Annotated in this window: 13 protein-coding genes; 5 read left to right on the top strand and 8 right to left on the bottom strand. The window is 70.5% G+C overall.

All coding sequences use genetic code 11. From position 1 onward, the window contains the following. Positions 1 to 46: 46 nt before the first annotated feature. The 4 genes from C2U58_RS08250 to C2U58_RS08235 form a co-directional block, all read right to left on the bottom strand. Entirely contained in the window at positions 47 to 3601 is a 3555-nt protein-coding gene (locus tag C2U58_RS08250; RefSeq protein ID WP_102945467.1) for a hybrid sensor histidine kinase/response regulator, read from the bottom strand. A gap of 21 nt (positions 3602 to 3622) precedes the next feature. Then, a complete protein-coding gene (locus tag C2U58_RS08245) occupies positions 3623 to 6823 on the bottom strand; it encodes a two-component regulator propeller domain-containing protein (protein ID WP_102945387.1) in 3201 nt (1066 codons plus the stop codon). Next, the gene (locus C2U58_RS08240; protein WP_146033433.1) at positions 6820 to 10314 is read right to left on the bottom strand and encodes an ATP-binding protein; all 3495 of its coding nucleotides are present in this window, start codon (positions 10312 to 10314) and stop codon (positions 6820 to 6822) included. The genes C2U58_RS08245 and C2U58_RS08240 overlap by 4 nt, the downstream gene beginning before the upstream one ends. A gap of 137 nt (positions 10315 to 10451) precedes the next feature. Beyond that, entirely contained in the window at positions 10452 to 14030 is a 3579-nt protein-coding gene (locus C2U58_RS08235) for an ATP-binding protein (protein ID WP_102945385.1), read from the bottom strand. A 141-nt stretch (positions 14031 to 14171) separates the two neighbouring features. Here C2U58_RS08235 and C2U58_RS08230 point away from each other — a divergent pair, with 141 nt between their 5' ends. From C2U58_RS08230 to C2U58_RS08220, 3 genes are read left to right on the top strand one after another with little or no spacing between them, the layout of a single operon-like run. Beyond that, positions 14172 to 14855 (top strand): YceI family protein, encoded by a 684-nt coding sequence (locus C2U58_RS08230; protein WP_102945384.1) that lies wholly within the window; start codon positions 14172 to 14174, stop codon positions 14853 to 14855. Beyond that, a complete protein-coding gene (locus tag C2U58_RS08225) occupies positions 14852 to 15424 on the top strand; it encodes a cytochrome b (protein ID WP_102945383.1) in 573 nt (190 codons plus the stop codon). Before C2U58_RS08230 ends, C2U58_RS08225 begins: the two co-directional genes overlap by 4 nt. Before the next feature lie 2 nt (positions 15425 to 15426). Next, positions 15427 to 15999 (top strand): YceI family protein, encoded by a 573-nt coding sequence (locus C2U58_RS08220; RefSeq protein ID WP_102945382.1) that lies wholly within the window; start codon positions 15427 to 15429, stop codon positions 15997 to 15999. Positions 16000 to 16135: 136 nt separating this feature from the next. Here C2U58_RS08220 and C2U58_RS08215 read toward each other — a convergent pair whose 3' ends face one another. After that, complete coding sequence (locus C2U58_RS08215; protein WP_102945466.1) at positions 16136 to 16396, bottom strand: glutaredoxin family protein; 261 nt, start codon at positions 16394 to 16396, stop codon at positions 16136 to 16138. 98 nt (positions 16397 to 16494) lie between these two features. Here C2U58_RS08215 and C2U58_RS08210 point away from each other — a divergent pair, with 98 nt between their 5' ends. Together C2U58_RS08210 and C2U58_RS08205 are read left to right on the top strand one after the other, a co-directional pair. Next, complete coding sequence (locus tag C2U58_RS08210) at positions 16495 to 17877, top strand: L-serine ammonia-lyase (protein ID WP_070207135.1); 1383 nt, start codon at positions 16495 to 16497, stop codon at positions 17875 to 17877. 48 nt (positions 17878 to 17925) lie between these two features. After that, a complete protein-coding gene (locus C2U58_RS08205) occupies positions 17926 to 18918 on the top strand; it encodes an alpha/beta hydrolase (RefSeq protein WP_102945381.1) in 993 nt (330 codons plus the stop codon). A gap of 87 nt (positions 18919 to 19005) precedes the next feature. Here the strand turns inward: C2U58_RS08205 and C2U58_RS08200 are convergent, their stop codons facing one another. The 3 genes from C2U58_RS08200 to C2U58_RS08190 are packed head-to-tail and all read right to left on the bottom strand — an operon-like array spanning position 19006 to position 22342. Next, a complete protein-coding gene (locus C2U58_RS08200; RefSeq protein WP_102945380.1) occupies positions 19006 to 20076 on the bottom strand; it encodes a homoserine dehydrogenase in 1071 nt (356 codons plus the stop codon). Further along, positions 20073 to 21317 (bottom strand): O-succinylhomoserine (thiol)-lyase, encoded by a 1245-nt coding sequence (locus C2U58_RS08195; protein WP_102945379.1) that lies wholly within the window; start codon positions 21315 to 21317, stop codon positions 20073 to 20075. Before C2U58_RS08195 ends, C2U58_RS08200 begins: the two co-directional genes overlap by 4 nt. Next, positions 21314 to 22342 carry a homoserine O-succinyltransferase gene (locus C2U58_RS08190; protein ID WP_102945378.1) on the bottom strand — a complete coding sequence of 343 codons (1029 nt, stop codon included), beginning with the start codon at positions 22340 to 22342 and terminating at the stop codon, positions 21314 to 21316. The genes C2U58_RS08195 and C2U58_RS08190 overlap by 4 nt, the downstream gene beginning before the upstream one ends. Positions 22343 to 22364 lie beyond the last annotated feature (22 nt).

The following is a 22364-nucleotide window of genomic DNA, read 5'->3' as shown; positions in this document are numbered from 1 at the left end:
GCGACCTCGCAGCAGCGGGCCGCTGGCCCGATGACCTTCTGGCGTTTCAGCGGACCGACAGCACCCGCGCGATCGCCTGCTCGAGCAGATCGCCGGTCACCGGCTTGCGCAGGAAGCCCTGGAATCCGGCCTGGCGTACCTGTTCCTCGATGCCCGGGTCGGTCCGCGCGGTCACCGCCAGCAGCGGCATCACATAGCCCTGGTTTCGCAGGTGCCCGGCCAGCTCCATGCCGCCCAGGCCCGGCAGGTCCAGGTCGAGCAGTACCACGTCGAACGCGGTATCGCTGACTTCGCGCAGCGCCGCCAACGCATGCCCGGCATGCACCACCTGGTGGCCGCGTGCGCCGAGCAGGCCGACGATCACATCGGCCACGGTGCCGTCGTCCTCCACCAGCAGCAGCCGCAACGGCGGCAACGGCTGGCCGTCGGCCGTCCCTGCACCGCCGGCCGTGGCGTCGGCCAGCTGCAGCGGCAACGGCAGGGTCACGCTGAAACGCGTGCCCACCCCGAGCTGGCTTTCCACCCCGATCTGGCCCTGCATGGCCAGCGCCAGTTCGCGGCAGATCGCCAGCCCCAACCCACTACCGCCGTACTGCGCGGCGGTACGCGCGCCATCGGCCTGTTCAAACCGGCGGAACAGGCGCTGCTGCTGGTCGCTGCTGATTCCCGGACCGGTGTCGGAGACTTCGAAATACAGGCCACGGTCCGGCGCCAGCGCGCGCGCCTTGAGCCGCACCTCGCCCTGGCTGGTGAACTTGACCGCGTTGCCGAGCAGGTTGAGCAGGATCTGGCGCAGACGCACCGCGTCGCCCACGCTGCCCAGTCCGGCCGGCAGGTCGTTGTCGACCACGAACCGCAGGCCCTTCTGTTCGGCCAGGGCCGCCATCAGCGTGCACACATCCTCGATCACACCCTGCAGCGCGAACGGCTGGTTCTGCAGTTGCAGTCGACCCGACTCGATGCGCGCCAGGTCCAGTGCGTCGTTGACCAGGTGCAGCAGGTGCTCGCCGGCGTGGCGGATCGACTCGGTGTAGCTGCGCTGCTGCGGGCTCAGGGGTGAGCCGAGCAGCAGCTCGCTCATGCCCAGCACGCCGGTCATCGGCGTGCGCACTTCGTGGCCCAGATTGGCCAGGAACCGGGTCTTGGCCGCCGAGGCCTGTTCGGCCAGTTCCTGCTTGTGCAGGGCCAGCTGGTAGGCGTGGCGGCGCTGCACGCGGCGCCGGTACAGCCAGGCGAACAGGCTCATCAGCAGCAGCGCGATCGAAGTCATCACCAGCAGGCCGGACACGCTGCGCCACCACGGCGGCTGCACGCGGAATTCCAGCACCTGCACCCGCGACCAGACCAGGTCGGCCGAACGCGCCTGCACTTCCAGCCGGTAGCGTCCCGGCGGCAACCGCGAGAACACGCGCTCGCCGCCCGGCCCCACTTCCACCCAATCCGGGTCATAGCCGGCCAGGCGGTAGCGGTAGCTGTTCGACGACGAATCGGCGAACGAAAGCAACCGCGCCACGATCCGCAGGTCGCGGTCGGCGTCGGCGATTTCCAGCGGCTCCAGGTGGGTCAGGTCGAGCATCTGGTCGCCTCGCCGCACTTCAACCCGCTCGATCACCAGCGGCGCGCGCCGCGTCGCCGGCCGCACCTGGTCCGGGTCGAACAGCACCACGCCGGCCGGGGTACCGCCGGCGACGTGCCCACTGGCGGTGCGCACCAGCGTGCCGCGGCGGAATTCCTGGCTGGGCAGGCCATCGCGCACGCCGTACTGGCGCACGCTGCCCTGCGCGGCGTCGACGCGGATCAGGCCACGTGCGCTGGCCGCCCACACGATGTCCTGCGCGTCGACCACAAGACCGCTCGCCGACAGCTTGGGGTAGCCCTCCTCCGCACCGACCAGCGCGTCGCGCTCCAGCCGCTCGCCGCGCCAGCCATAGCGGACCAGTTGTCCTTCTTCCGACACCCAGATGCTGCCGTCGTTGGCGCGTGCCATGGCATGGATACCGGCGCCCGTGCCGCCGGGCAACGGTTCGAACCGCGCACGCGCGGGCACCCATTGCAGCAGGCCCTGGCTGGTCCCCAGCCACAGGTGGTCCTGCGGCCCGCACAACAGGTCCTGGACCATCTGGCCGGCAGCCAGGCCGCGGGTACCGGCCAGCACCTGCTGCAGGACCCGGCCGTCGGTGTCGCGCTGCTGCAGTCCGCCCGACGCGGAACTCCAGATCCGGTCGCCGTCGCACAATGCCAGCGTCTCCACCGTGCCGTCCAGGGCGGCATCGGTCTGCGCATCATGGCCCCAGCGTTGCAACGCACCGCTGCGCGGGTCGTAGCGCAGCACCGCCTCATCCGAGCCGATCCAGACCTGGCCGCGCCGGTCCTCCAGCACCGACTGCAGCCACTTGCTGCCATTCACCCAGGTGCGATGCTGCTCGACGCTGCCGGACACCGGGTCGAAGCGGTCCAGCGCGCCATGCGTGCCGACCGCCCAGACGCCCCCATTGGCCGACGCGGCCATGCCCAGCACATAGCCATTGCGCAGCGAGGCGGGATCGTCCTCCAAGCGCGACAGCACCGAGAACTGCCACCAGCGCGGCAGCAGGTGCCACAGGCCGCTGTTGCTGCTGGCCAGCCAGATGCCGCCTTCGCGGTCTTCGTAACCGCCGGTCCAGTTGGGCCGCACCTGGCCGCGCGCAACCGCGCTGTACAGCGGCACCTGCTGGAACCGGCCCTGGTAGACACGGCCCAGCCCGGACTGCGTGTCGAGCCAATACCCGCCCTGTTCGTCGCGCAGCATCATGCCCAGCACCTGGTCGCCGGCATCCACCTTCCAGGGCGCGGGCTCGAAGCTGCCGTCGGGACGGCGCACCACGGTGCCGGCAACGGTGCTGATCCACAGGCTGCCGTCCAGTTCGGCGGTCAGCCCGTTGATGAAGGCGGTGGGCAGCCTGGACGTCGGCACACGCTCGAAGTCACGACCGGTCCAGCGCGCCAGGCCTGCCTTGGTGCCCACCCACAGACTGCCATCGCGGGTGGTGGCCATGTGCGTCACCGACGCGGCCGGCAGGCTGCGCTTGTTGCCGGGCTCGGGCATGAAGCGGGTGATGACCCCATCGCGGTCGAGTCGATGCAGGCCGCCTTCGTAGGTGCCGAACCACAGCGCGCCATCGCCGGTGGAGGCCAGGCTCCAGATCGTGTTGCTGCCGATGATCGGGTTGCTGCGGCGGTCGAAGAAGCGCAGTTCGCGGCGGTCGGCGGACATCATTGCCAGGCCCGCGTTCTCGGTACCGATCCACAACTGGTTGCGCGCGTCCACGTGCACGCTCCAGATCTGGTTGTCGCGCAGTCCGTCCTCGGCGCGCCAGACCCGGTAGTTGCGCCCGTCGAAGCGCGCCAGGCCGTCGTTGGTGGCCAGCCACAGATACCCGTAGCCATCCTCGGCCATGCGGTTGACCGTGTTGGAAGGCAGCCCGTCGAACACGGTCAGCTGGCGCGGCGTAGGCGGGATCGGCTGCGCCACCGCCAGTTGCGGCCACAGCAACAGCAGTCCCAACAGGAGCAGCCAACGCGTAGGCACCACCAAATGGATCTCCTGGAACGGACCGGGCATGATCTGACGCAATCGGCCCGATCAAGACGGGATGGTAAACGGTTCTGTCCGGCGCAGGGCCTGGCGCAACGTAGTGGCGCTGACCGGTTTGCGCAGCAGGTCGCCGCCACCCGCCGCGAGGACCCGGCCGGCGAGCCCGGGGCGGGCCTGCCCGCACATGGCCAGCACCGGCGTGTCCGGGTGCGTGGCGCGCAGCAGGCCCAGCAGGTCCACGCCATCCAGGCCAGGCAGGTCGGTGTCGACCAGCACCGCGTCGAATCCGCCGCCGGTCAGTTCGGTCAGCGCCGACAGCGCATTGGTCGCGTGCACGGCCTGCATGCCCTGGGCGCCCAGCAGCGCGCAACCGGCGATGGCGGCAGCGCGATCGTCATCCACCAGCAGCACCCGGCCGGCAGCCGTATCCCCGCCGCCCCCCTCGTGCCCTGCCACGGCCGGCATCGGCAGGCTTACCTGCACGCGCCACTGCCTGCCTTCGGCCGCGTGCACGCGCAGCGCACCACCCAGAGCGCCGGCCAGCCGCTCGGCGGCGGCAAGCGCGGCGCACAGCGCGTCCGCCGACGGTGTCGGCATGACCGCCGCGCGCCCGCCACGCGGCGCCACGCGGCCGGCGGCATCGAACGCCAGCAGCAGGCCGTCGCGTCCCGGTCGCCACGCCACCTGCAGCACCACCCGCCCTGCCCCGGTCCGCCGGCCGAGGGTGCGCGCCACGGTATCCAGCAGCTGGGCCAGCCGCTGTGGGTCGCCGTGCGCGCGCGCGCCCGCCTCCACGTGCAGGCACAGCGCCAGCGCGGTGCCGCGCCGGCAGGAGGGCACCACCTGCCGCGCGAGCCACTGCCGGTGCACGGCCACCACGTCGAAATCGATCGGTTGCAGCGGCGCGCAGCCGGCCTCCAGGCGGGCCTCGTCCAGCGCCGCGTCGACCCGTGCCAGCAGGGCCTGGCCACCGGCCCGGATCTGCTCCAGCGAACGTCGCTGCGCGGCATGCAGCGGCGAGGCCAGCAGCAGCTCGCTCATGCCCAGCACCCCGGTCAGCGGGGTTCGGACCTCATGCCCGAGCGTGGCCAGGTAGTGCGCCTTGGCCTGCGCCGAACGCAGGGTCAGGGCCAGGCGTTGGCTGGACGCATCCGCGCGCCGGCCCCGCGCGACCCGGCGTAGTGCCGCCCAGGCGCCGCCGCCGACCAGCAGCACGCCGGCGCCCACCCGTGCCCCTTCCAGCACCGGGTGGTACCAGCCGCTGCGTTCGACCTGCAGCAGCAGCGACTGCGTTGACGACCAACTGCCATCGGCCAGCCGCGCCTGGAACTCCAGGCGATGCTCGCCCGGTGGCACCCGCGCAAAACCGCGGGTGCCACTGCGGCCCACCCGGATCCATTCGCGATCCAGTCCGCACACGCGGAACCGGTACTGCTGGCGCGCCTGCACGGGCGCCCCCAGCAGGCGCACGCTTACCTGCAGGTCGCGGTCGCCGGGACGCAGCGGGATCACCGCCGCAGGCGGCAGCGTCTGCAGTGCGCCGTCGCGATACAGCTGTACCCGCTCGACCACCAGCGCCGGCTCGCTGCGACGGGCCGCCAGGCCCATCGGGTCGAAGCGCGTCGCGCGGCCGTGGCGGTCCACCGCCAGCATCTGCGTACCGGCAGGTTGCAGTTGCGCGTTGATCACCGCATCGGGCACGCCTTCGCTGCGCGTGTACAGCCGCACCAGGCCTTCGCGCGGGCGCAGCCGCAGCAGGCCGCGCGCACTGCTGGCCCACACCGCGCCGTGCGCGTCGGCGGCCAGCGATACCAGGCGCACTGCGGGCAGCCCCTGGCGGGCATCCACCTGCACGCCGGGTCGGGCCACGCCGTCCTGGATCTGATAGCGACTCACCCGCTCGGGGCTGGCCACCCACAGCGTCGCGGCATCGACGCCATGCAGGGCGGTAACGTCCCCTTCCACACCCGGTACCGGATGGAAGCGCCCTGCGTGCCAGCGGGCCAGGCCATGTCGTCCGCCCCACCACAAGCCAGCGCCCCCATCGCAGTGCAGCGCCAGGGGACCGCTCGGCGGCGCCTTCTCCAGCGCGTTCCAGCGCCAGCGTTGCGGGGCGGCACCATCGGGCGGATGTCGTTCAATGATGGCGGCATCGAGCCGCCAACGACTGCCGTCCGCACAGGCCAGCTGCACCGGAGACCGGTCCGGGTCCAACAGCGCGCCGCTCGCCGCAGGCGCCCCTGCAGGCATCGGGTCGATCGGCTGGAAGTGTTGCCAGTGGGGCGGCAGGCGCCAGACGCCCAGATGCCTGCCCAACAACCAGACGCTGCCATGGCGGTCCTCCATCGCCGTGTGGAACTGCGGCCGGTCCGGGCTGCCCAGCGGCGCCACCGCGACCTCCGGCACGGGTTCCGCGCCGGGCCGCCATACCTGCGCGTCGTCGCCCAGCCACGGCCCACCGCGACGGGACAGGCCCAGCGCGCGGGTGCCGGTACTGGCATCCACCGGATCCAGCCGGCCCGCGCGGGTCCAGCGCCACGGACCCGCTGCACTGCCCACCCAGAGGTCGCCTTCGGCATCCACCAGCAACGCACTGACCGGTGCGTCCGCCAACACCGCAGGGGCGGGAATGAAGCGACCCTCGCGCCAGCGCACCAGGCCGCGCGGCGTGCCGACCCAGAGCGTGCCATCGGCGGTCAGTGCCAGGTGGTCCACGCGCCGGTCGGGAAGACCATCGCCCCGCAGCGCGGGCAGGAACTGGCGCAGGCGTTGGTCCGGTCCCAGGCGGAACAGGCCGGCGTCGCGGCTGCCGAACCACACCGCACCTTCGGGCGTGGGCAGCAGCACGCCGATCGCGGCGTTGGCCAATGCCGGGTAACGCGTACGGTCGAAATGGACGATGTGGCTGCGGTCGGCCGACATCCGCATCAGCTGTCCGTGGGCCGTGCCGATCCACAGCTGGTCGTCGCTGTCGACCGCGATCGAGAGCAGCTGGTTGTCCGACAGGCCCTGCTCCCGGCGCCAGATCCGGAATCGCTCACCGTCGAACCGGGCCAGGCCATCGTCGGTTGCGAACCACAGATAGCCGACGCGGTCTTCCACCACCTGGTGCACCGCGTTGGACGGCAACCCGTCGGCGGTGGTGAAGCGCACGGCATTGGGCGGTGCCGCGCGCGCAACGCCGGCACACAGCAGCACGGCCAGCAGCACGGCCACGCAGCGCAGGCGCGAATGCATCGCCTCGATCACGCCGCCTCCAGCGCTGCTGCCAACCGCGTACCGGTCAGCGGCAGCCGCGCGAACCCCTCGAAACCGCCAGCCCGTGCATCGCGCTCGGCGCAGGCGTCGGCGCGCGCGGTCAGCGCCATCCGCCGCACCCCCGGCCACAGCCAGGGCAAGCGCGCACTGAGCCGCCCGCCCGCGACCAGCAGGTCCGGATCGGCCACGATCAGGTCCCACGGTCCGGGGTCCACATCGTGTACCCAGGCATCCGCGTTGCGCACACCCACCACCTTGTGGCCCTGCGCGCGCAGCATCGCGCAGACCACCTCCACGGTCTCGGCCTCGTCCGGCGACAGCATCAGCATGATCCGCAACGGGGTTGCCGGAGCAGGCGCGCAGGCGGTAGCCGCCACTGTCGCGCCCGGCGGAAGCGGGTGCCAGGGGAGCAGCAACTGGAACTGCGTGCCCCGCCCGCGCTGGCTGTCCACCACCAGGCTGCCGCCCATGGCCTGGGCCAGTTCCCGGCTGATGGCCAGGCCCAAGCCGCTGCCGCCATGGCATGCCCCGGTCGCCGGCGCGTCCACCTGGCTGAAGCGCTGGAACAGCCGCTGCAGCTGCGCCGGGGTCATGCCCGGTCCGGTATCGGACACGCACAGCAGCACCCCATTGCCATCCGGTGCCGGCCGCGCGGCCAGGCGCACCTGTCCGTGCGCGGTGAACTTCAGTGCATTGCCGAGCAGGTTCAACAGGATCTGGCGAAGACGCTGCACGTCGCCGAGATAGCGGGTGTCCGGGTCCAGCGCACTGCTCCAGTGCAGGGCCAGCGCCTTGCGCCGCGCCACCGGCAGCAGCAGGGCGTGCAGCTCGCGGATCAGCTCGGCCAGCACGAACGGAACAGGCTGCAACTGCAGGCGGCCGGACTCGATGCCGGCCAGGTCCAGTGCGTCATCCATCAGCTGCAGCAGATGATGTCCCGCCTGTTGCAGGCTGCCGACCTGCTCGCGTTGCAGGGGCGATAACGGTGACTGCAGCAGCAGCTCGCTCCAGCCGAGCACGGGCGTCAGCGGCGCGCGCACCTGGCTGCCAAGCTCGGCCAGGAAACGGCTGCGCTGCAGCGAGTCCTGTTCTGCGCGCTGCTCGCGCGCACGCGCCTGGCGTCGGCGCGCGCGTTGCCGTTGCCGCTGTTGATGCAGGCGCGACAGCCCGACCGCCACCAGGCAGATGGCGATGCCGGCGACGCTGCGCCCCACGGTTGTTTCCCACCAGCGCGGCACCACCCGCAACGGCAACTGGCGTACGCTCGACCAGGGTCCGCCGGCGTGGCGGGCCTGCACCAGCAGGGTATGGTCGCCGGCCGGCAGACGGGTAAACAGGCGCTGCGCCACCGGTCCGGTGTCGACCCAGCCCGGGTCCTGGCCGAGCAGGCGGAAGCGGTAGTGGATGCGGTCCGGGTCGCCGCGGCCCAGCAGGCGGACCGCCACCCGCACGTTGCGGTCGGCGGTCCCCAGGATCACCGGCTGCATCGACACCGGTACCTGGATGATCCGGCCATGGCGGCGCCGGCTCATCGCGTCGAATACCAGCACCGGGGGCGACACCGGCGTGCGCAACGCGCGCGGGTCGAAGGCCAGCAGCCCGCCTTCGCGCATGCCCGCCACGACCGCGCCCGCACCGGTGCGCAGCAGGCGATGCGACAGCACTTCCTGCACCGGCAGGCCCTGCGCGGTGCCGAGCACCGTCACCTCACCCGGGCCCGGGTCGACCCGCACCAGTCCACGCGCCGCGCCGGCCCACGCCACGCCGTTGCCGCCCACCACCAGCGCTTCGGCGCGCAGCTGCGGGTAGCCTTCGGCAGGGCCCAGCCGGCGCAGGCGCTGCAGCCTGCCGTGCACGCGGCGGTACTGTTCCAGCGCGGCATCGCGGCTGATCCACAGCGTGCCATCGTCGGCCTCGGCGAGCGCCAGGCTTGCGCCGACGCCGTCTCCCGGTACCGGTTCGAAACGTTCGCGGGACGGCGACCAGCGCATCGCACCGGCCGGATCGGTGGCCCACAGTTCGCCGTCGCGCGTGCACAGCAACTGGCGCAGCGGCAGGTCGTTCGCCAGACCCACCGCCTGCGGCGCGAGGTGGCGCAGCCGCTCACCGCCTGGCGACCACTGCTGGATCGCCTGTGGGTGGGCCAGCCAGACCTGCTCCTGCGCGCACACCTGCAGCGACAGCGCACCTTGCGGCGCGTGCAGGCCGAGTGGCCATGTCCGACGCTGTCCCTGCTGCGGGTCGTAGCGCAGCAGACGGTCCGCACTGGCCAGCCAGACCCGGCCACGCGCGTCCTCATCCAGGCCGACCGGCAGCGCGGTCACCCCGGCGTGCGGGTACGCACCGACATCGCGGCCGTGGCCGGTACGCAGGTCCAGGTGCTGCAGGCGCCCGCGGCTGCCGGCCACCCAGGCGTGGTGCGGACCCGACGCCGCCAGGGCCAGCGCGTAGTGACTGCCGATCCCCGGTGTGCCGTCGGCGACAGCGGGCAATGCGGTGAACTGCCGCCAGCGCGCCGACAGCCACCACAGCCCGTGGCGTTCGCTGACCCACCACAGGTCGCCGCCACGGTCTTCCAAGGCCTGGCGGATCACCACCGGACCCGGTGCGGCGCCCGGCGGCAGTACCAGCGACACCGGCAGCACGCGGCCGGCGTCGCGCCGTTGCAGGCCGCGTTCGCCGTGCTGCCACAGGGTTCCATCGGTACTGCGCAGCACGCTGCGGTCGCCGGGCTCGAGGCGGCGCGCTCGGGTGGCCGCCCCGACCGCCCAGCTGCCCCGCGCCGTGGTCACTTCGATGCCACCCTGGGGATCAGCCCACAGTGACTTGATCGGCGCTGCAGCGGAACCCGGCAGGGCGACGCGCGCGAAATGCGCACCCTGCCAGCGCCACAACGCCGCAGGCTGGGCGGCCCACAGCGTGCCGGTACTGTCGCGCACCAGCGCGATCACCGTCGCACCCGGCAGCGGGTAACGCTGCCATTGCCCATCGCGTGGCGACAGCGCATGGAGCTGCTGGTCGCTGCCGATGGCCCAGACCCGGCCATCGCCGCTGCTGCTGACCTGCCGCAGATGGCCCTGCCGCAGCGCAAGCGGGGCCGATGCCGACATCCGCTGGAAGCCGCTGCGATCACTGCCCATCATCACCAGTCCCTGGTTGGCGGTGCCGAGCCACAACCGGTCGCGCGCGTCGACGTGGATCGCGCGCAGGTCCACGTCCGGCAGGCCTTCCTCGCGCCGCCACTGGCGGAAGCGCTGTCCGTCGAATCGCATCAGGCCATCGCTGCCGGCCAGCCACAGGTAGCCGGAGGCATCCTCTGCGATGGCCCGCACCTGGGGATCGTGGAGCCCGTCGGGAATGCCAAGCAGGCGTGGCGCCGGGATCTGCACCACGGTCGGGTTGCCCGCCACCGGCCAGGCAAGCAGGCAGGCCAACAGCACCACGACAGCCCGGGCGTGCAGGGTTGCGCGCGGAAGCGTCACCGTTCAGCGCAGCGTGATCGTTCTCATTGCTGCAACGGTAGAGCGTTCATCGGCCGCGCGCAGCGCCAGACCTGTAACGGCGTCACACTCGGGCGAATCAAGTTTTGAATGGATTTCGCGTTTTCAAATTGCGTTGCCTATGGCGAGATCGTCGCATCCGGCGTTGCGCGACGCTTCGCGAAGGCCTGGGCGATCGCCGAGACCAGCAGGTCGCCGGTCACCGGCTTGCGCAGGAAGCCGTCGAAGCCGGCCGCCAACACCTGCTGTTCGGCGTACGCATCCGAGCGCGCGGTCACCGCGATCAACGGCAGCGCGTAGCCCATCGCCCGTAGCTGCCCGGCAATGGCGATGCCGTCCAGCGCGGGCAGGTCGAGATCGAGCAGGCCTACGTCGAAACGACCGGCGGCCACTTCCGACAACGCGGCCAGGCCGTGCAACGCGTGCACGACCGCGTGGCCGCGCGCGCGCAGCAGGCCGGCGATCACCTCGGCCACGGTCGCGTCGTCCTCCACCAGCAGGATCCGCAGCGGCGGCAGGACCACCGGGCTGCCATCGGGGACCGCCGGCGATCCTGCGCCAGGGCGCTGGCACCAGGGCAGCGGCAGGTGCACGGAGAAGCGCGCGCCCTGTCCGGGCTGGCTGTCGATCTCGATCCGGCCGCCCATCGCCACCGCCAGTTCCTGGCAGATCGCAAGACCCAGGCCGCTGCCGCCATAGCGCGAGGCCGTCCGCGGACCGTCGGCCTGTTCGAAACGATGGAACAGGCGTTCCTGCTGGTCGCGGTTGATGCCCGGGCCGGTGTCGGAGACCTCGAAGACGACGCCATTGCCGTGTTCGACCAGCTCGATGCCAAGCCCGACATGGCCGTGTTCGGTGAACTTGATCGCGTTGCCGAGCAGGTTCATCAGGATCTGGCGGACGCGCATCTCGTCGCCACTGAGCTGGACCGCGCCCGGCAGGGTGAAGCTGCGTTCGTAGGCCAGCCCCCGGTGGTGCGCCATCGGCTCCATCAACGCATCGACCTGGGCCAGCATCGAAACCAGGTCGAACGGCCGGATGTCCAGCTCCAGGCGCCCCGCTTCAATGCGCGCCAGGTCGAGCGCGTCGTTGACCAGCCGCAGCAGGTGGGCGCCGGCATGCTGGATGGAGGCCGCATACCCGCGCTGCAGTTCGTCCAGCGGCGTCGCCAGCAGCAGCTCGCTCATGCCGAGCACGCCGGTCATGGGCGTACGGACCTCATGGCCCAGCGTGGCCAGGAAGCGGCTCTTGGCCTGCGAGGCCTGCTCGGCGATCTGCTGCTTGTGTACGGTCAGCTGCCATTGCTGGCGTCGGCGCAGGCGCGCGCGGGCGAAGGCGGCCACCGCGGCCACCAGCAACAGCCCCAGCATGACGTAGCCCAGGATCGCCCAGCTGCTGCGCCACCACGGCGGCTGCACGCGCACATTGATGGTGCGCGACGACGTCCAGTCGCCATGCGGCGTTGCCGCCTGCACGTCGATGGCGTACTCGCCGGAGGGCAATCGCGACAGCAGGCGTTCGCCGTCTGCGTTCTGCATCACCCAGTTCTGGTCATACCCGGACACGCGGTAGCGGTAGCGGTTGCCCATCGGGCTCGCATAGGACAGCAGCCGCGCGGAGATGATCAGGTCGCGGTCGTCGGGGCCGAGCAGCAGCGGCGCGTTGACCGGCAGCGACTGCTGGCCCTCGGCGTCGTCGCGGCGCACCTGGATGTTGTCGATGACCAGCTGCGAGGGAGGCAGCGCCAGGTCCGGTGCGTTCGGGTCGAACGCCACCAGCCCGGTGGCGGTCACCGCCAGCACGCGGCCGTCGGCGCCCATCACCGGTGGGCGCCCACTGAATTCCACGTCCGGCAGGCCGTCGCGCTCGCCATACACGCGCAGCCGGCGTTCGCGCGGATGCCAGCTGACCAGGCCACGCGGCGTGGTCGCCCAGACCTGGCCGTCCCGGCCCATCGCCAGGCCGCCGATCGACACCGGCGGCATGCCCTGCGCGGCGCCGACGCGCTCGCGCAGGGTCATGGCCAGGCCGTCCCAGCGGTAGCGCTCCAGGCCGCCCTTGCGCGCCAGCCAGGCTTCGTCCGGGCTGATCCAGACCATGTCATGGATGTTCCCCGGGGCGACGCCCGGGACCCGTTGGAAGCGATCGTCCTGCCAGCGCAGCAGCCCCATTTCCCCCAGGTCGCCCATGATCCAGAGCTGGCCGCGCGGATCGAACAGCATCTGTTCCACCGGCACGTCGACCAGGCCGCGGTCGGCGTCGACGCGGATCTCGTCGAGCAGCGTGCCGTCAGCGGCGCGGCGTTGCACGCCGAGGTTGGTGATCGCCAGCCACACCTCGCCATCCGGGGCCTGGCGGATCAGCTCGATGCGCTGGCGCACGTCGGTACCGCTGCCGATCTTCCACTCACGCAACTGGCCGCTGCGCGGCTGGTACAGCCCCAGCCGCCCGGCGCGGCCCAGCCAGAGCGCGCCGTCAGCACGGGGCAGCACCGAGCGCACCGCGCCCACGCCGAGCTGCTTTTCAGCTGCGATCTGGCGCAGGTGTCCGCCCGCGTCGAGCAGGTACACGCCGTGCGCGCCGGCAATGTAATAGTCGTTGCCGGCCGCGGCGGCGCTGAGCAGGTAGGCGCTGTCCAGCGGCTTGCCGTCGAGCTGGTACCACGTGGAGAAGCGCTTCCAGTCCGGCGGCAGGTAGGCCAGTCCCTGGGTCAGCATGGCGAACCACAGCCCGCCTTCATGGTCCTGCAGCATGTCCAGCACGCCGCTGCGCTCGGTGAGGAAGCCGCTGCCGGCATCGCCGGCGAGCAGGCGCACGCTGTGCTCGTCGCCGCGGTACAGGCCGTCGGCGGTGCCGAGCCAGTAGCCGCCGTTGCGGTCGTGCACGACCGACGCGGCGCGCACGTCGGCGCTGGGCGTCCAGGGCGCCGGGCGCACGCTGTCGTCGCTGCCGATGCGGAACAGGCCGCCCTGGGTGCCGGCCCACACGGTGCCGTCGCGGTCGCGGGTCAGGCGGAACACGCTCTTGTCGCCCAGCACGTCCGCGGCGATGCGGGTGAACCCGGTGCCGTTCCAGCGCGCGACGCCGCTGCCAGTGCCGACCCAGACCCGCCCCTGCGGGTCGGACAGCATGCTGTAGATGGTGTCGCTGGGAAGGCTGTCCGGATCGGCGGGTTCGGCGCGGTACCGCATCAGGCTGCCGTCTTCGTCGCGGCGGCAGATGCCATGCGCGTTGGTGCCTATCCACAATGCCTTGCCGGCATAGGCGAGCGACCAGAACTGCCCCTCGCAGAGAACGCTGATGTCGGGGAACTGCTCGAAGTGCTTGCGGTCCGGTCCCAGCATGCTGAGGCCGCCGCCATTGCTGCCGACCCAGACGCGGTCCAGCGGATCGACCAGCAACGTTTCGATTTCATTGCTGGGCAGTGAGCGGGGGTCATCCGGCTCATTGCGCCATACCCGCAGTCCGACCCCGTCGACCCGCGCCAGGCCATCGTCGGTGGCTGCCCAGATATAGCCCTGGCGGTCCTGGGCGAGCGCCAGCACCATGCGCGACGGCATGCCTTCGGCGGCACCGAAGCGGCGCATGCGCGGTGTTTCTGCCGATGTCCCTGCGGCCCACAACGCCGACGGTACGGCACACGCGGCCAGTACCAGCAGCACGATGCCTGCCCGCCAACCGCGCGCGCTCAACGCCATCGAGTTCTCCCTGTAGGCGGCGATTGTCACACAGCGGGCGGTGCTGCGCGCCTGGGCGCGCCACGATCTGTTGCAGCCATGGAGCTGCCCGGCATCACGGGGCAGCGCGTATGATCGGCCCAGCCCTGAACGGAGCCGGCCGTGATCCATCGCCTGACCCTTGCCCTGCTGCTGTGCGCGACCCCATGGGTGGCGTCCGCCTCGCCCGAGACCTATCGGCTCGATCCGGTGCACACGCGGGTGCTGTTCGCGGTGGAGCATGCGGGCTTCTCGCAGGCGCTGGGTACGGTGTCCGGCAGTGAGGGCACGCTGGCGTTCGACGCGGACGACTGGCGCAGCGCGACGCTGTCGGTCAGCGTGCCGTTGCAGCGCCTGGACCTGGGCGACGACAAATGGAACACGGCGGCGCTGGCGCGCAACCTGCTGGATGCGGAGCGGTTTCCCGAGGCACGCTTCGTGTCGACCCGCATTGAACCGGTCGATCCCACGCATGCCCGGGTGATCGGGCAGCTGACCCTGCATGGGGTCACTCGCGAGGTCACGCTGGAGGTGACGCTCAATGCGGTCAAGCGCCACCCGATGCCGCCGTTCCGCCGCACGGCGGGCTTCTCGGCGACGACCACGCTCAGCCGCAGTGCGTTTGGCGTGGATGCGTGGCCATCGATGATCGGCGATGAGGTGCAGCTGCGGATCGAGGCGGAAGCGGTGCGCGATCGTTCGGCCGCCGATCCGCAGGACACACCGTCCGTCGAAGAGCCGGGAACTCCGGCGCCGACCGATGACTCGGACACTTCACCTTCGCCAGCCGGGACGCGCTCGCCATGACCATCCGAAACACCTCCGACCGCTGGGGCAACGTCAGCCAGGGCCTGCATTGGCTGATCGCGCTGTTGATCCTGCTGCTGGGCATCGTCGGGCTGACCATGGGCGAGCTGCCGCGTACGCCGAAGTATTTCTGGGTATACACGGCGCACAAGTCGCTGGGCATCACGGTGCTGGCGCTGGTGGCGCTGCGGCTGGGCTGGCGCCTGGTCGCCGGTGCGCCGGAACCGGTGCCGGGTACGCCGAGCTGGCAGGAGCGGATCGCGTCGGCCACGCATTGGCTGCTGTATGTGCTGATGTTCGCGCTGCCGCTGTCGGGCTGGATCTACGATTCGGCCAGCGGGCTGCGTCCGTTCCGCTGGTTCGGGCTGGTGGAGATGCCCAAGGTGGTGGCGCCGAACCCGGGCGCGGCCGAGATTTCGCATGCGATCCACGAGTGGGGCTTCTGGCTGCTGATCGCGGTCGTGGTCGCGCACGCGGGCGCGGCGCTGTACCACCATCTGTTCCAACGCGATGCCACGCTGGCGCGCATGCTGCCGCAGGGCTGGCTCACCTCCCCCCAGAAGGATTGACGATGAACATCAAGCTCACCTCCCCCGCCGCCGTGGCCGCTGCGCTGGCCGGCCTCATGGCCACCGCGCCGGTGCTGGCGGCCGACTATGTGCAGGCGCCGGGCGCCGGTTCGCACCTGGCGTTCGCCACCAAGTACGACGGCGAGACGTTTACGGGCAGCTTCCCGGGCTTTTCGACCCGGCTGAGCTTCGACCCGGCGAATCCGGCCGCGGGCTCGCTGGACGTGACCATTCCGCTGGCCGGGGCAAAGAGCGGCAACAGCGACCGTGATTCGACCCTGCAGGGGGCGGAATTCTTCAACGTGGCCAAGTTCGCCACCGCGCGCTACACCGCCAAGGGCTTCACCAAGGTTGCCGAGGGCAAGTACGAAGCCAAGGGCACGCTGGAACTGCGCGGGGTGAGCAAGCCGGTGACGCTCACGTTCGACTGGAAGCCGGGTGCGAATCCGGTGCTGACCGGCAAGGCTACTGTGAAGCGGCTGGACTTCGGTGTGGGCGAAGGTGATTGGAAGGATACCAAGACCATTCCGAACGAGACTGCGATCAGTACGGTGGTGAAGTTCCAGGCGAAGTGATTGTTCCCGTTGAGAGCAGCGTTTCAGTTGCTACGTGCCGGGGCGGCCGTCGGGCAGCCCCGCTCCGGGACACGCCGTGAACCCGTCCATGGGGGCTGCTAGAAAACATCCATGTTTTCTAGCGTCCCTCCGGGGGCTACCCGCCGGCCGCCCCTGATGGTTGGTCGTGATTCGGCCCGGGATCCAACCAGGTTGCAAGGCGGGCCGTATCGAATGGCCAGTCCAGCTCACGGCCTTTCGCATCTCTGAGTACCGGGACCCGGACCCCATACCGGGCTTCGAGGTCCGCGTCATCATCAATGAACACACTCTCCAGCCCCCTGACCCGGGCCTGGGCCAGTACGGCCAGGGCCTGGTCGCAGAGGTGGCAGTCGTCGCGCTGGTAAAGAATGAACATTCGGCTCCAGATCGTCGGAAAATGCTGCGCCGCAGCCAGGCCGCGCGCCGGGGACAGCATAGAATAGCGCTCCATCCGATACCCGCAGTTTGGCAATCATGGCTGTCAGCACGTTCGACGTTTTCAAGATCGGCATTGGCCCGAGCTCCTCGCACACCGTAGGGCCGATGAAGGCTGCCGAACGCTTCGTGCACCGCTGGCTGCTGGACCCGGGCTGCCTGCAGGACGTGGTACGCATCCGTGCGGATGTGTACGGCTCGCTGGCGCTGACCGGGCGCGGCCACGGGACCGACAAGGCGGTGCTGCTGGGCCTGGAGGGCCAGCGCCCGAACATGATCGATCCGGACATCATTCCCGATACGCTGGAACGCATCCGCAGCACCAAGCGGATCCGGCTGATGGGTACCCATGAAATCGCCTTCGACGAAAAGCGCGACCTGGGCCTGAACAAGCGCCAGAAGCTGCCGTACCACACCAATGGCATGCGCTTCACTGCCTATGACGCGCAGGAGCAGGTGATCGCCACGCGTGATTATTACTCGGTGGGCGGTGGCTTCGTGGTCAACCAGGACGATGCTGCCGACGACCGCATCGTGCCGGATGAGACGCCGCTGCCCTACCCGTTCAAGAGCGGCGACGAGCTGCTGGCGCAGACGGCGCGCAGCGGGCTGAGCATCGCGCAGCTGATGTTCGAGAATGAGAAGTGCTGGCGCAGCGAAGACGAGATCCGCGAGCAGCTGCGCGAGATCTGGAACGCCATGCAGGCCTGCGTGACCCGTGGCATCCGCCAGGAAGGTACGTTGCCGGGTGGGCTCCATGTGTCGCGGCGCGCGCCGGCGCTGTACCGCGAGCTGTCGTCCAAGCCGGAGGCAGCGATGCGCGACCCACTGACCACGCTGGACTGGGTGAACCTGTACGCATTGGCGGTGAACGAGGAAAACGCGGCCGGTGGTCGCGTGGTGACCGCGCCGACCAATGGAGCGGCCGGGGTGCTGCCGGCGGTGCTGCATTATTTCGACCGGTTCTGCCCGGGCGCGAACGAGCAGCGCGTGTTCGATTTCCTGCTGACCTCGGCGGCGATCGGCATCCTGTACAAGGAGAACGCCTCGATTTCGGGCGCGGAAGTGGGCTGCCAGGGCGAGGTGGGCGTGGCCTGCTCGATGGCGGCCGGCGGGCTGGTCGCGGCGCTGGGCGGCAACCCCAGCCAGATCGAGAATGCGGCCGAGATCGGCATGGAGCACAACCTGGGCCTGACCTGCGACCCGATCGGCGGGCTGGTGCAGATTCCGTGCATCGAGCGCAATGCAATGGGCGCGGTGAAGGCGATCAATGCGTCGCGCATGGCGATGCGTGGTGACGGCAAGCACAAGGTGTCGCTGGACAAGGTCATCAAGACCATGCGCGACACCGGCCGCGACATGCAGGACAAGTACAAGGAAACCAGCCGCGGCGGCCTTGCGGTGAACGTCATCGAATGCTGATGTAATGCGCGGGCGGTTATGCTCCAGTCTCCCCCACTGGAGACCGCCATGCGCATCCTGGCTGCCACCCTGCTTGCCTGCCTGCCCCTGACTTCGTTCGCTGCCGAGACCTACGACGAACGCCTGCAGGGATTCGATTACGGCTGGCCGGTCAATACGTTCCGCTTCGAGTCGCAGCGCCAGCCGCTGGAAATGGCCTATCTGGACGTGGCGCCCACGGGCGCCGCGATGGCCGGCACGGTGGTGCTGCTGCATGGCAAGAATTTCTGCGCCGGTACCTGGCGCGACGCGATCACGGCGCTGAGCGCAGCCGGTTACCGGGTGATCGCGCCGGACCAGGTGGGCTTCTGCAAGTCCAGCAAGCCGGAGCGGTACCAGTATTCGTTCGGGCAGTTGGCAGCCAATACCGAAGCGTTGCTGGCCCATTTGAATCTCGACAGCACCCAGGTGAACCTGGTCGGCCACTCCATGGGCGGCATGCTGGCCGCGCGATTCGCGCTGATGTATCCGCAGCAGCTGCGCACGCTGGCGCTGGTCAATCCGATCGGGCTGGAAGACTGGAAGGCCAAGGGCGTGCCGTGGCGCAGCGTGGATGCCTGGTATGCCAACGAGTTGAAGACCAGCTTCGACAGCATCAGGAAGTACCAGCTGGACGTGTACTACGGCGGCGACTGGACCCCCGAGTACGAACACTGGGCGCGCATGCAGGCCGGCATGTACGCCGGTACCGGCAAGCAGGCGGTGGCGTGGAGCCAGGCGCTGACCTCGGACATGGTGTTCAACCAGCCGGTGGTGTACGAACTGCCGAACCTGAGCGTGCCGACCACCTTGTTCATCGGCCAGAAGGACCGCACTGCGATCGGCCGTGACCTGGCGCCGCCGGCATTGAAGGCGACCCTGGGCGATTACCCGGCGCTGGGCAAGGCCGCTGCAGCCGCGATTCCGGGTGCGACGCTGGTGACCTTCGACGACCTGGGACATTCGCCGCAGGTGCAGGATCCGAAACGGTTCAATGCGGCATTGTTGAAGGCGCTCAAATAACGGGGCTCGGGTGGGTAGAGCCACGCCCTGCGTGGCTGCCGCGCGATGTCCGATGCTCCAGGCCCTGCAGCCACGCAGGGCGTGGCTCTACCGGGCTCGGGTGATGGTCAGCACATCGTCGAGAAGCGCGGCCGCGGTGATGTCCGCGCCTGCACCGGGCCCCTGGATCAACAACGGTTGGGCGTTGTAACGGTCGCTGTGGATCGCTACGCGGTTGTCGGTCTGGGCGCCGCCGGCCAGCGGGTGGTCGCGGGGGATGATGCGCAGGCCGACGGTAGCGCCTTGGGCATCGAAGCCGCCGATGAAACGCAGGCAACCGCCTCGCTCGCGCGCCTGTTCCCATTGCTCGCGCAACGGGGTGTCCAGCAGCGACAGCTGCTCGATCGCAGCAGCAGTCGGCAACCCCGCCAGTGCATCAGGCACCAGCGAGGTGACCTGCACCTGCTCGGCGCGCAGCGCGATGCCGCTGGCGCGGGCCAGGATCAGCAGCTTGCGGCGCACGTCTTCGCCGGACAGGTCCACGCGCGGGTCCGGTTCGGTGTAACCCGCCGCCGCGGCTTCGCGCACCCACTCCGAGAACGCGCGCTGGCCGTCGTAATGGTGGAACAGCCACGCCAGCGAACCGGACAGCACGCCTTCGACCCGATGGATGCGGTCGCCGCCGGCGACCAGCCCACGCAGGCTGCTCAACAGCGGCAGGCCGGCGCCCACGGTGGCGCTGTCGCCGTAATGGGCGCCGCCGTCCTGGCCGCTGTCGGTGATCGCCTGGGCGCGGGCCAGCTGTGCGCCCTGCCCCAGCTTGTTGGCGGTGACCACGTGCACGCCACGCGCCAGCCATTGCTCATGCCAGTTGGCCACGTCATCGCTGGCGGTGGCATCGACCACCACGTCGCCGCGCTGCAGGCCTTCGGCTTCGGCCCAGGGCTGCAGCACCGGTACGTTGCGTGCCGCGTCGTTGGCGTGCTGCAGGGCCTGCGCCGGCTGCTGCCCGCAGGCGCGTGCGGTGCGTGAGTTGGCCAGCCAGGAGAACTGCGGCAGGTCGATGCCGCGCGACTGCAGCGACTGGTAGCGCTGTACGAACGCGGTCCCCACGGTCCCGGTTCCCAGCAACGCCAGGCGGCGCGACGCCGGCCGTGCGAACGGCAGCACCGCGCTCATGCATCCACCCGTTTGCGTTCGGCCAGCTGCACCTGGCGGTCGATCACCGCCTGGGCACGTTCCAGCCCGGCCTGCAGGTCGGCCACCAGGTCTTCGGAGGCTTCGATGCCCACCGACAGGCGCAGCAGCCCTTCGCTGATGCCGGCATGCGCGCGCGCTTCGGCGGTCATTGCGGCATGGGTCATGGTGGCCGGGTGCGCGACCAGGCTTTCCACGCCGCCCAGCGACTCGGCCAGGGTGAAGCAGCGCAGGCCATCAACGAAGGCGCGCACCGCCGCGTGCGGGTCGTCGCCGGGGCACGAGGCCAGTTCGAACGACAGCATCGCGCCGAAACCACTCTGCTGGCGCGCGGCGATGGCATGCCCCGGGTGGTCGGCCAGCCCCGGGTAGTAGACCTGCGCGACGGCGTCGCTGGCGGCGAGCAGCTGCACGATGTCGGCGGTGTTTTCCTGGTGCGCGCGCAGCCGCGCGCCCAGCGTGCGCAGGCCGCGCAGGGTCAGGAAGGCGTCGAACGGCGAACCGGTCAGGCCCAGCGCGTTGGCCCACCACACCAGCTGCTCGTGCAGCGCCGGGTCACGCGCGATCACCGCGCCCCCCACTACGTCGCTGTGGCCGTTGATGTACTTGGTGGTGGAGTGCAGCACCACGTCGGCACCGAAGGCGATCGGCTGCTGCAGCGCCGGCGAGAGGAAGGTGTTGTCCACCACCACCTTGGCGCCCGCGCGGTGCGCGGCGTCGATGACGAAGCGCAGGTCGGTGATGCGCAGCAGCGGGTTGGACGGGGTTTCCACCAGCACCAGGGTGGGCGACTGCGCCAGTGCCTCGGCCAGCGAACGCGGGTCGGTCAGGTCGGCGGTGACCAGGGTGAAGTGGCCCTTCTTCGCCAGCGCGTTGAACAGGCGCCAGCTGCCGCCGTAGGCGTCGTGCGGGACCACCAGGGTGTCGCCCGGCTGCAGCAGCGCGTTGAGCACCAGGTTGATCGCGCCCATGCCGGTGGAGGTGATGACGCCGCCGGCGCCGCCTTCCAGTTCGGCCAGCGCTTCGCCGAGCAGGTCGCGGGTGGGGTTGCCGCTGCGCGTGTAGTCGTACTGGCGCTTGTTGCCGAAGCCGTCGAAGCTGAAATTCGACGACAGCACGATCGGCGGGGTCACCGCCCCGTGCGCGGTATCGCGGTCGATCCCGGCGCGCACGGCGGCGGTGACACGGCTACAGGACGGTTCGGAACCGGCGGACTGGCTCATGCGTTTTCTCCCGGGGTACGAAATGCAGTGGCGAGGATCGCGTCGATGCGATCGGTTTCTTTGAGGAAGGCGTCGTGGCCATACGGCGAGCGCAGTACGCGCAGGCTGCCGCGCGGGCCCAGTCCCTCGACCAGGCCGACCAGGTCGGCCAGCGGTACCAGGCGGTCGCCCTCCACGGCGACCACCACCGTCGGCACGCCGATCGCGGCGGGGTCGACGCGGTGCAGGTCGATCGATTCGGACAGGCGCAGGTAGGCTTCCACCGGCGTGCGCGCGACATACTGCGCACCGGCGGCGTCCAGGTAATCTTCGGCAGCGACGCGCACCCGGCCGTTGACCACTTCCGGCGGCGCGTCGAAGCGCTCACCGAACTCTTCCGGGGTGCGGTAGCTGAGCATGGCGAACTGCCGTGCCAGCGCCAGGCCATGGTGCTCGGCGCACTGCAGTTGCCCCAGGGCAACCGCGCGACGCTGCAGCGCGCGCCAGGCTGCGGCATACGGATGGGGGCAATGCGCGCCGCTCACCGCGACCAGCCGGGCCAGGCGCTGCGGGTGGCGCACGGCAAACTGCTGCCCGACCAGCGCGCCATAGGAGTAGCCGACGAAGCTCTGCAGCTGCGCGATGCCAAGGTGATCCAGCAACAGCGCAAGCGCGTCGGCCTGGTCGGCGGTGTCGATCGGCAGGTCGAGCGCGCCGTCGGCGCCGATGAAGTCGAAGGCCAGCACTTGGCGCACGGCCGGATCCAGCGTGCGGCCCGCCGCGACCAGGCCTTCGGCCCAGCCCTTCTCGGGGAACTCGGCATTGGCGGCCACGTGGCGATGCGCGGAGATGCCACCGGCCAGCACCACCACCGGCGCGCCGGCGCGGCCGACCAGTTCGTAGCGCAGGCGCACCGGACGTGCACCGCCGTGGCGCATCGACAGCACCGCGGCGATCTCGCCGCGCACGGCGCTGCGCCCGGCATCGACCGGAACGCTCAGGGGGGCGAAGGATTCGGTGGCAACAGCAGCGGTGGCGAAACTCATGGCGGTATCCCGAGGAGGAAAA

Origin of the sequence: Stenotrophomonas sp. VV52 (assembly GCF_002893095.1) — a bacterium.
GTDB lineage: Bacteria > Pseudomonadota > Gammaproteobacteria > Xanthomonadales > Xanthomonadaceae > Stenotrophomonas > Stenotrophomonas aracearum.
Note: the sequence above shows the minus strand (reverse complement) of the source record. Positions and strands in the feature narration are given on the sequence as shown.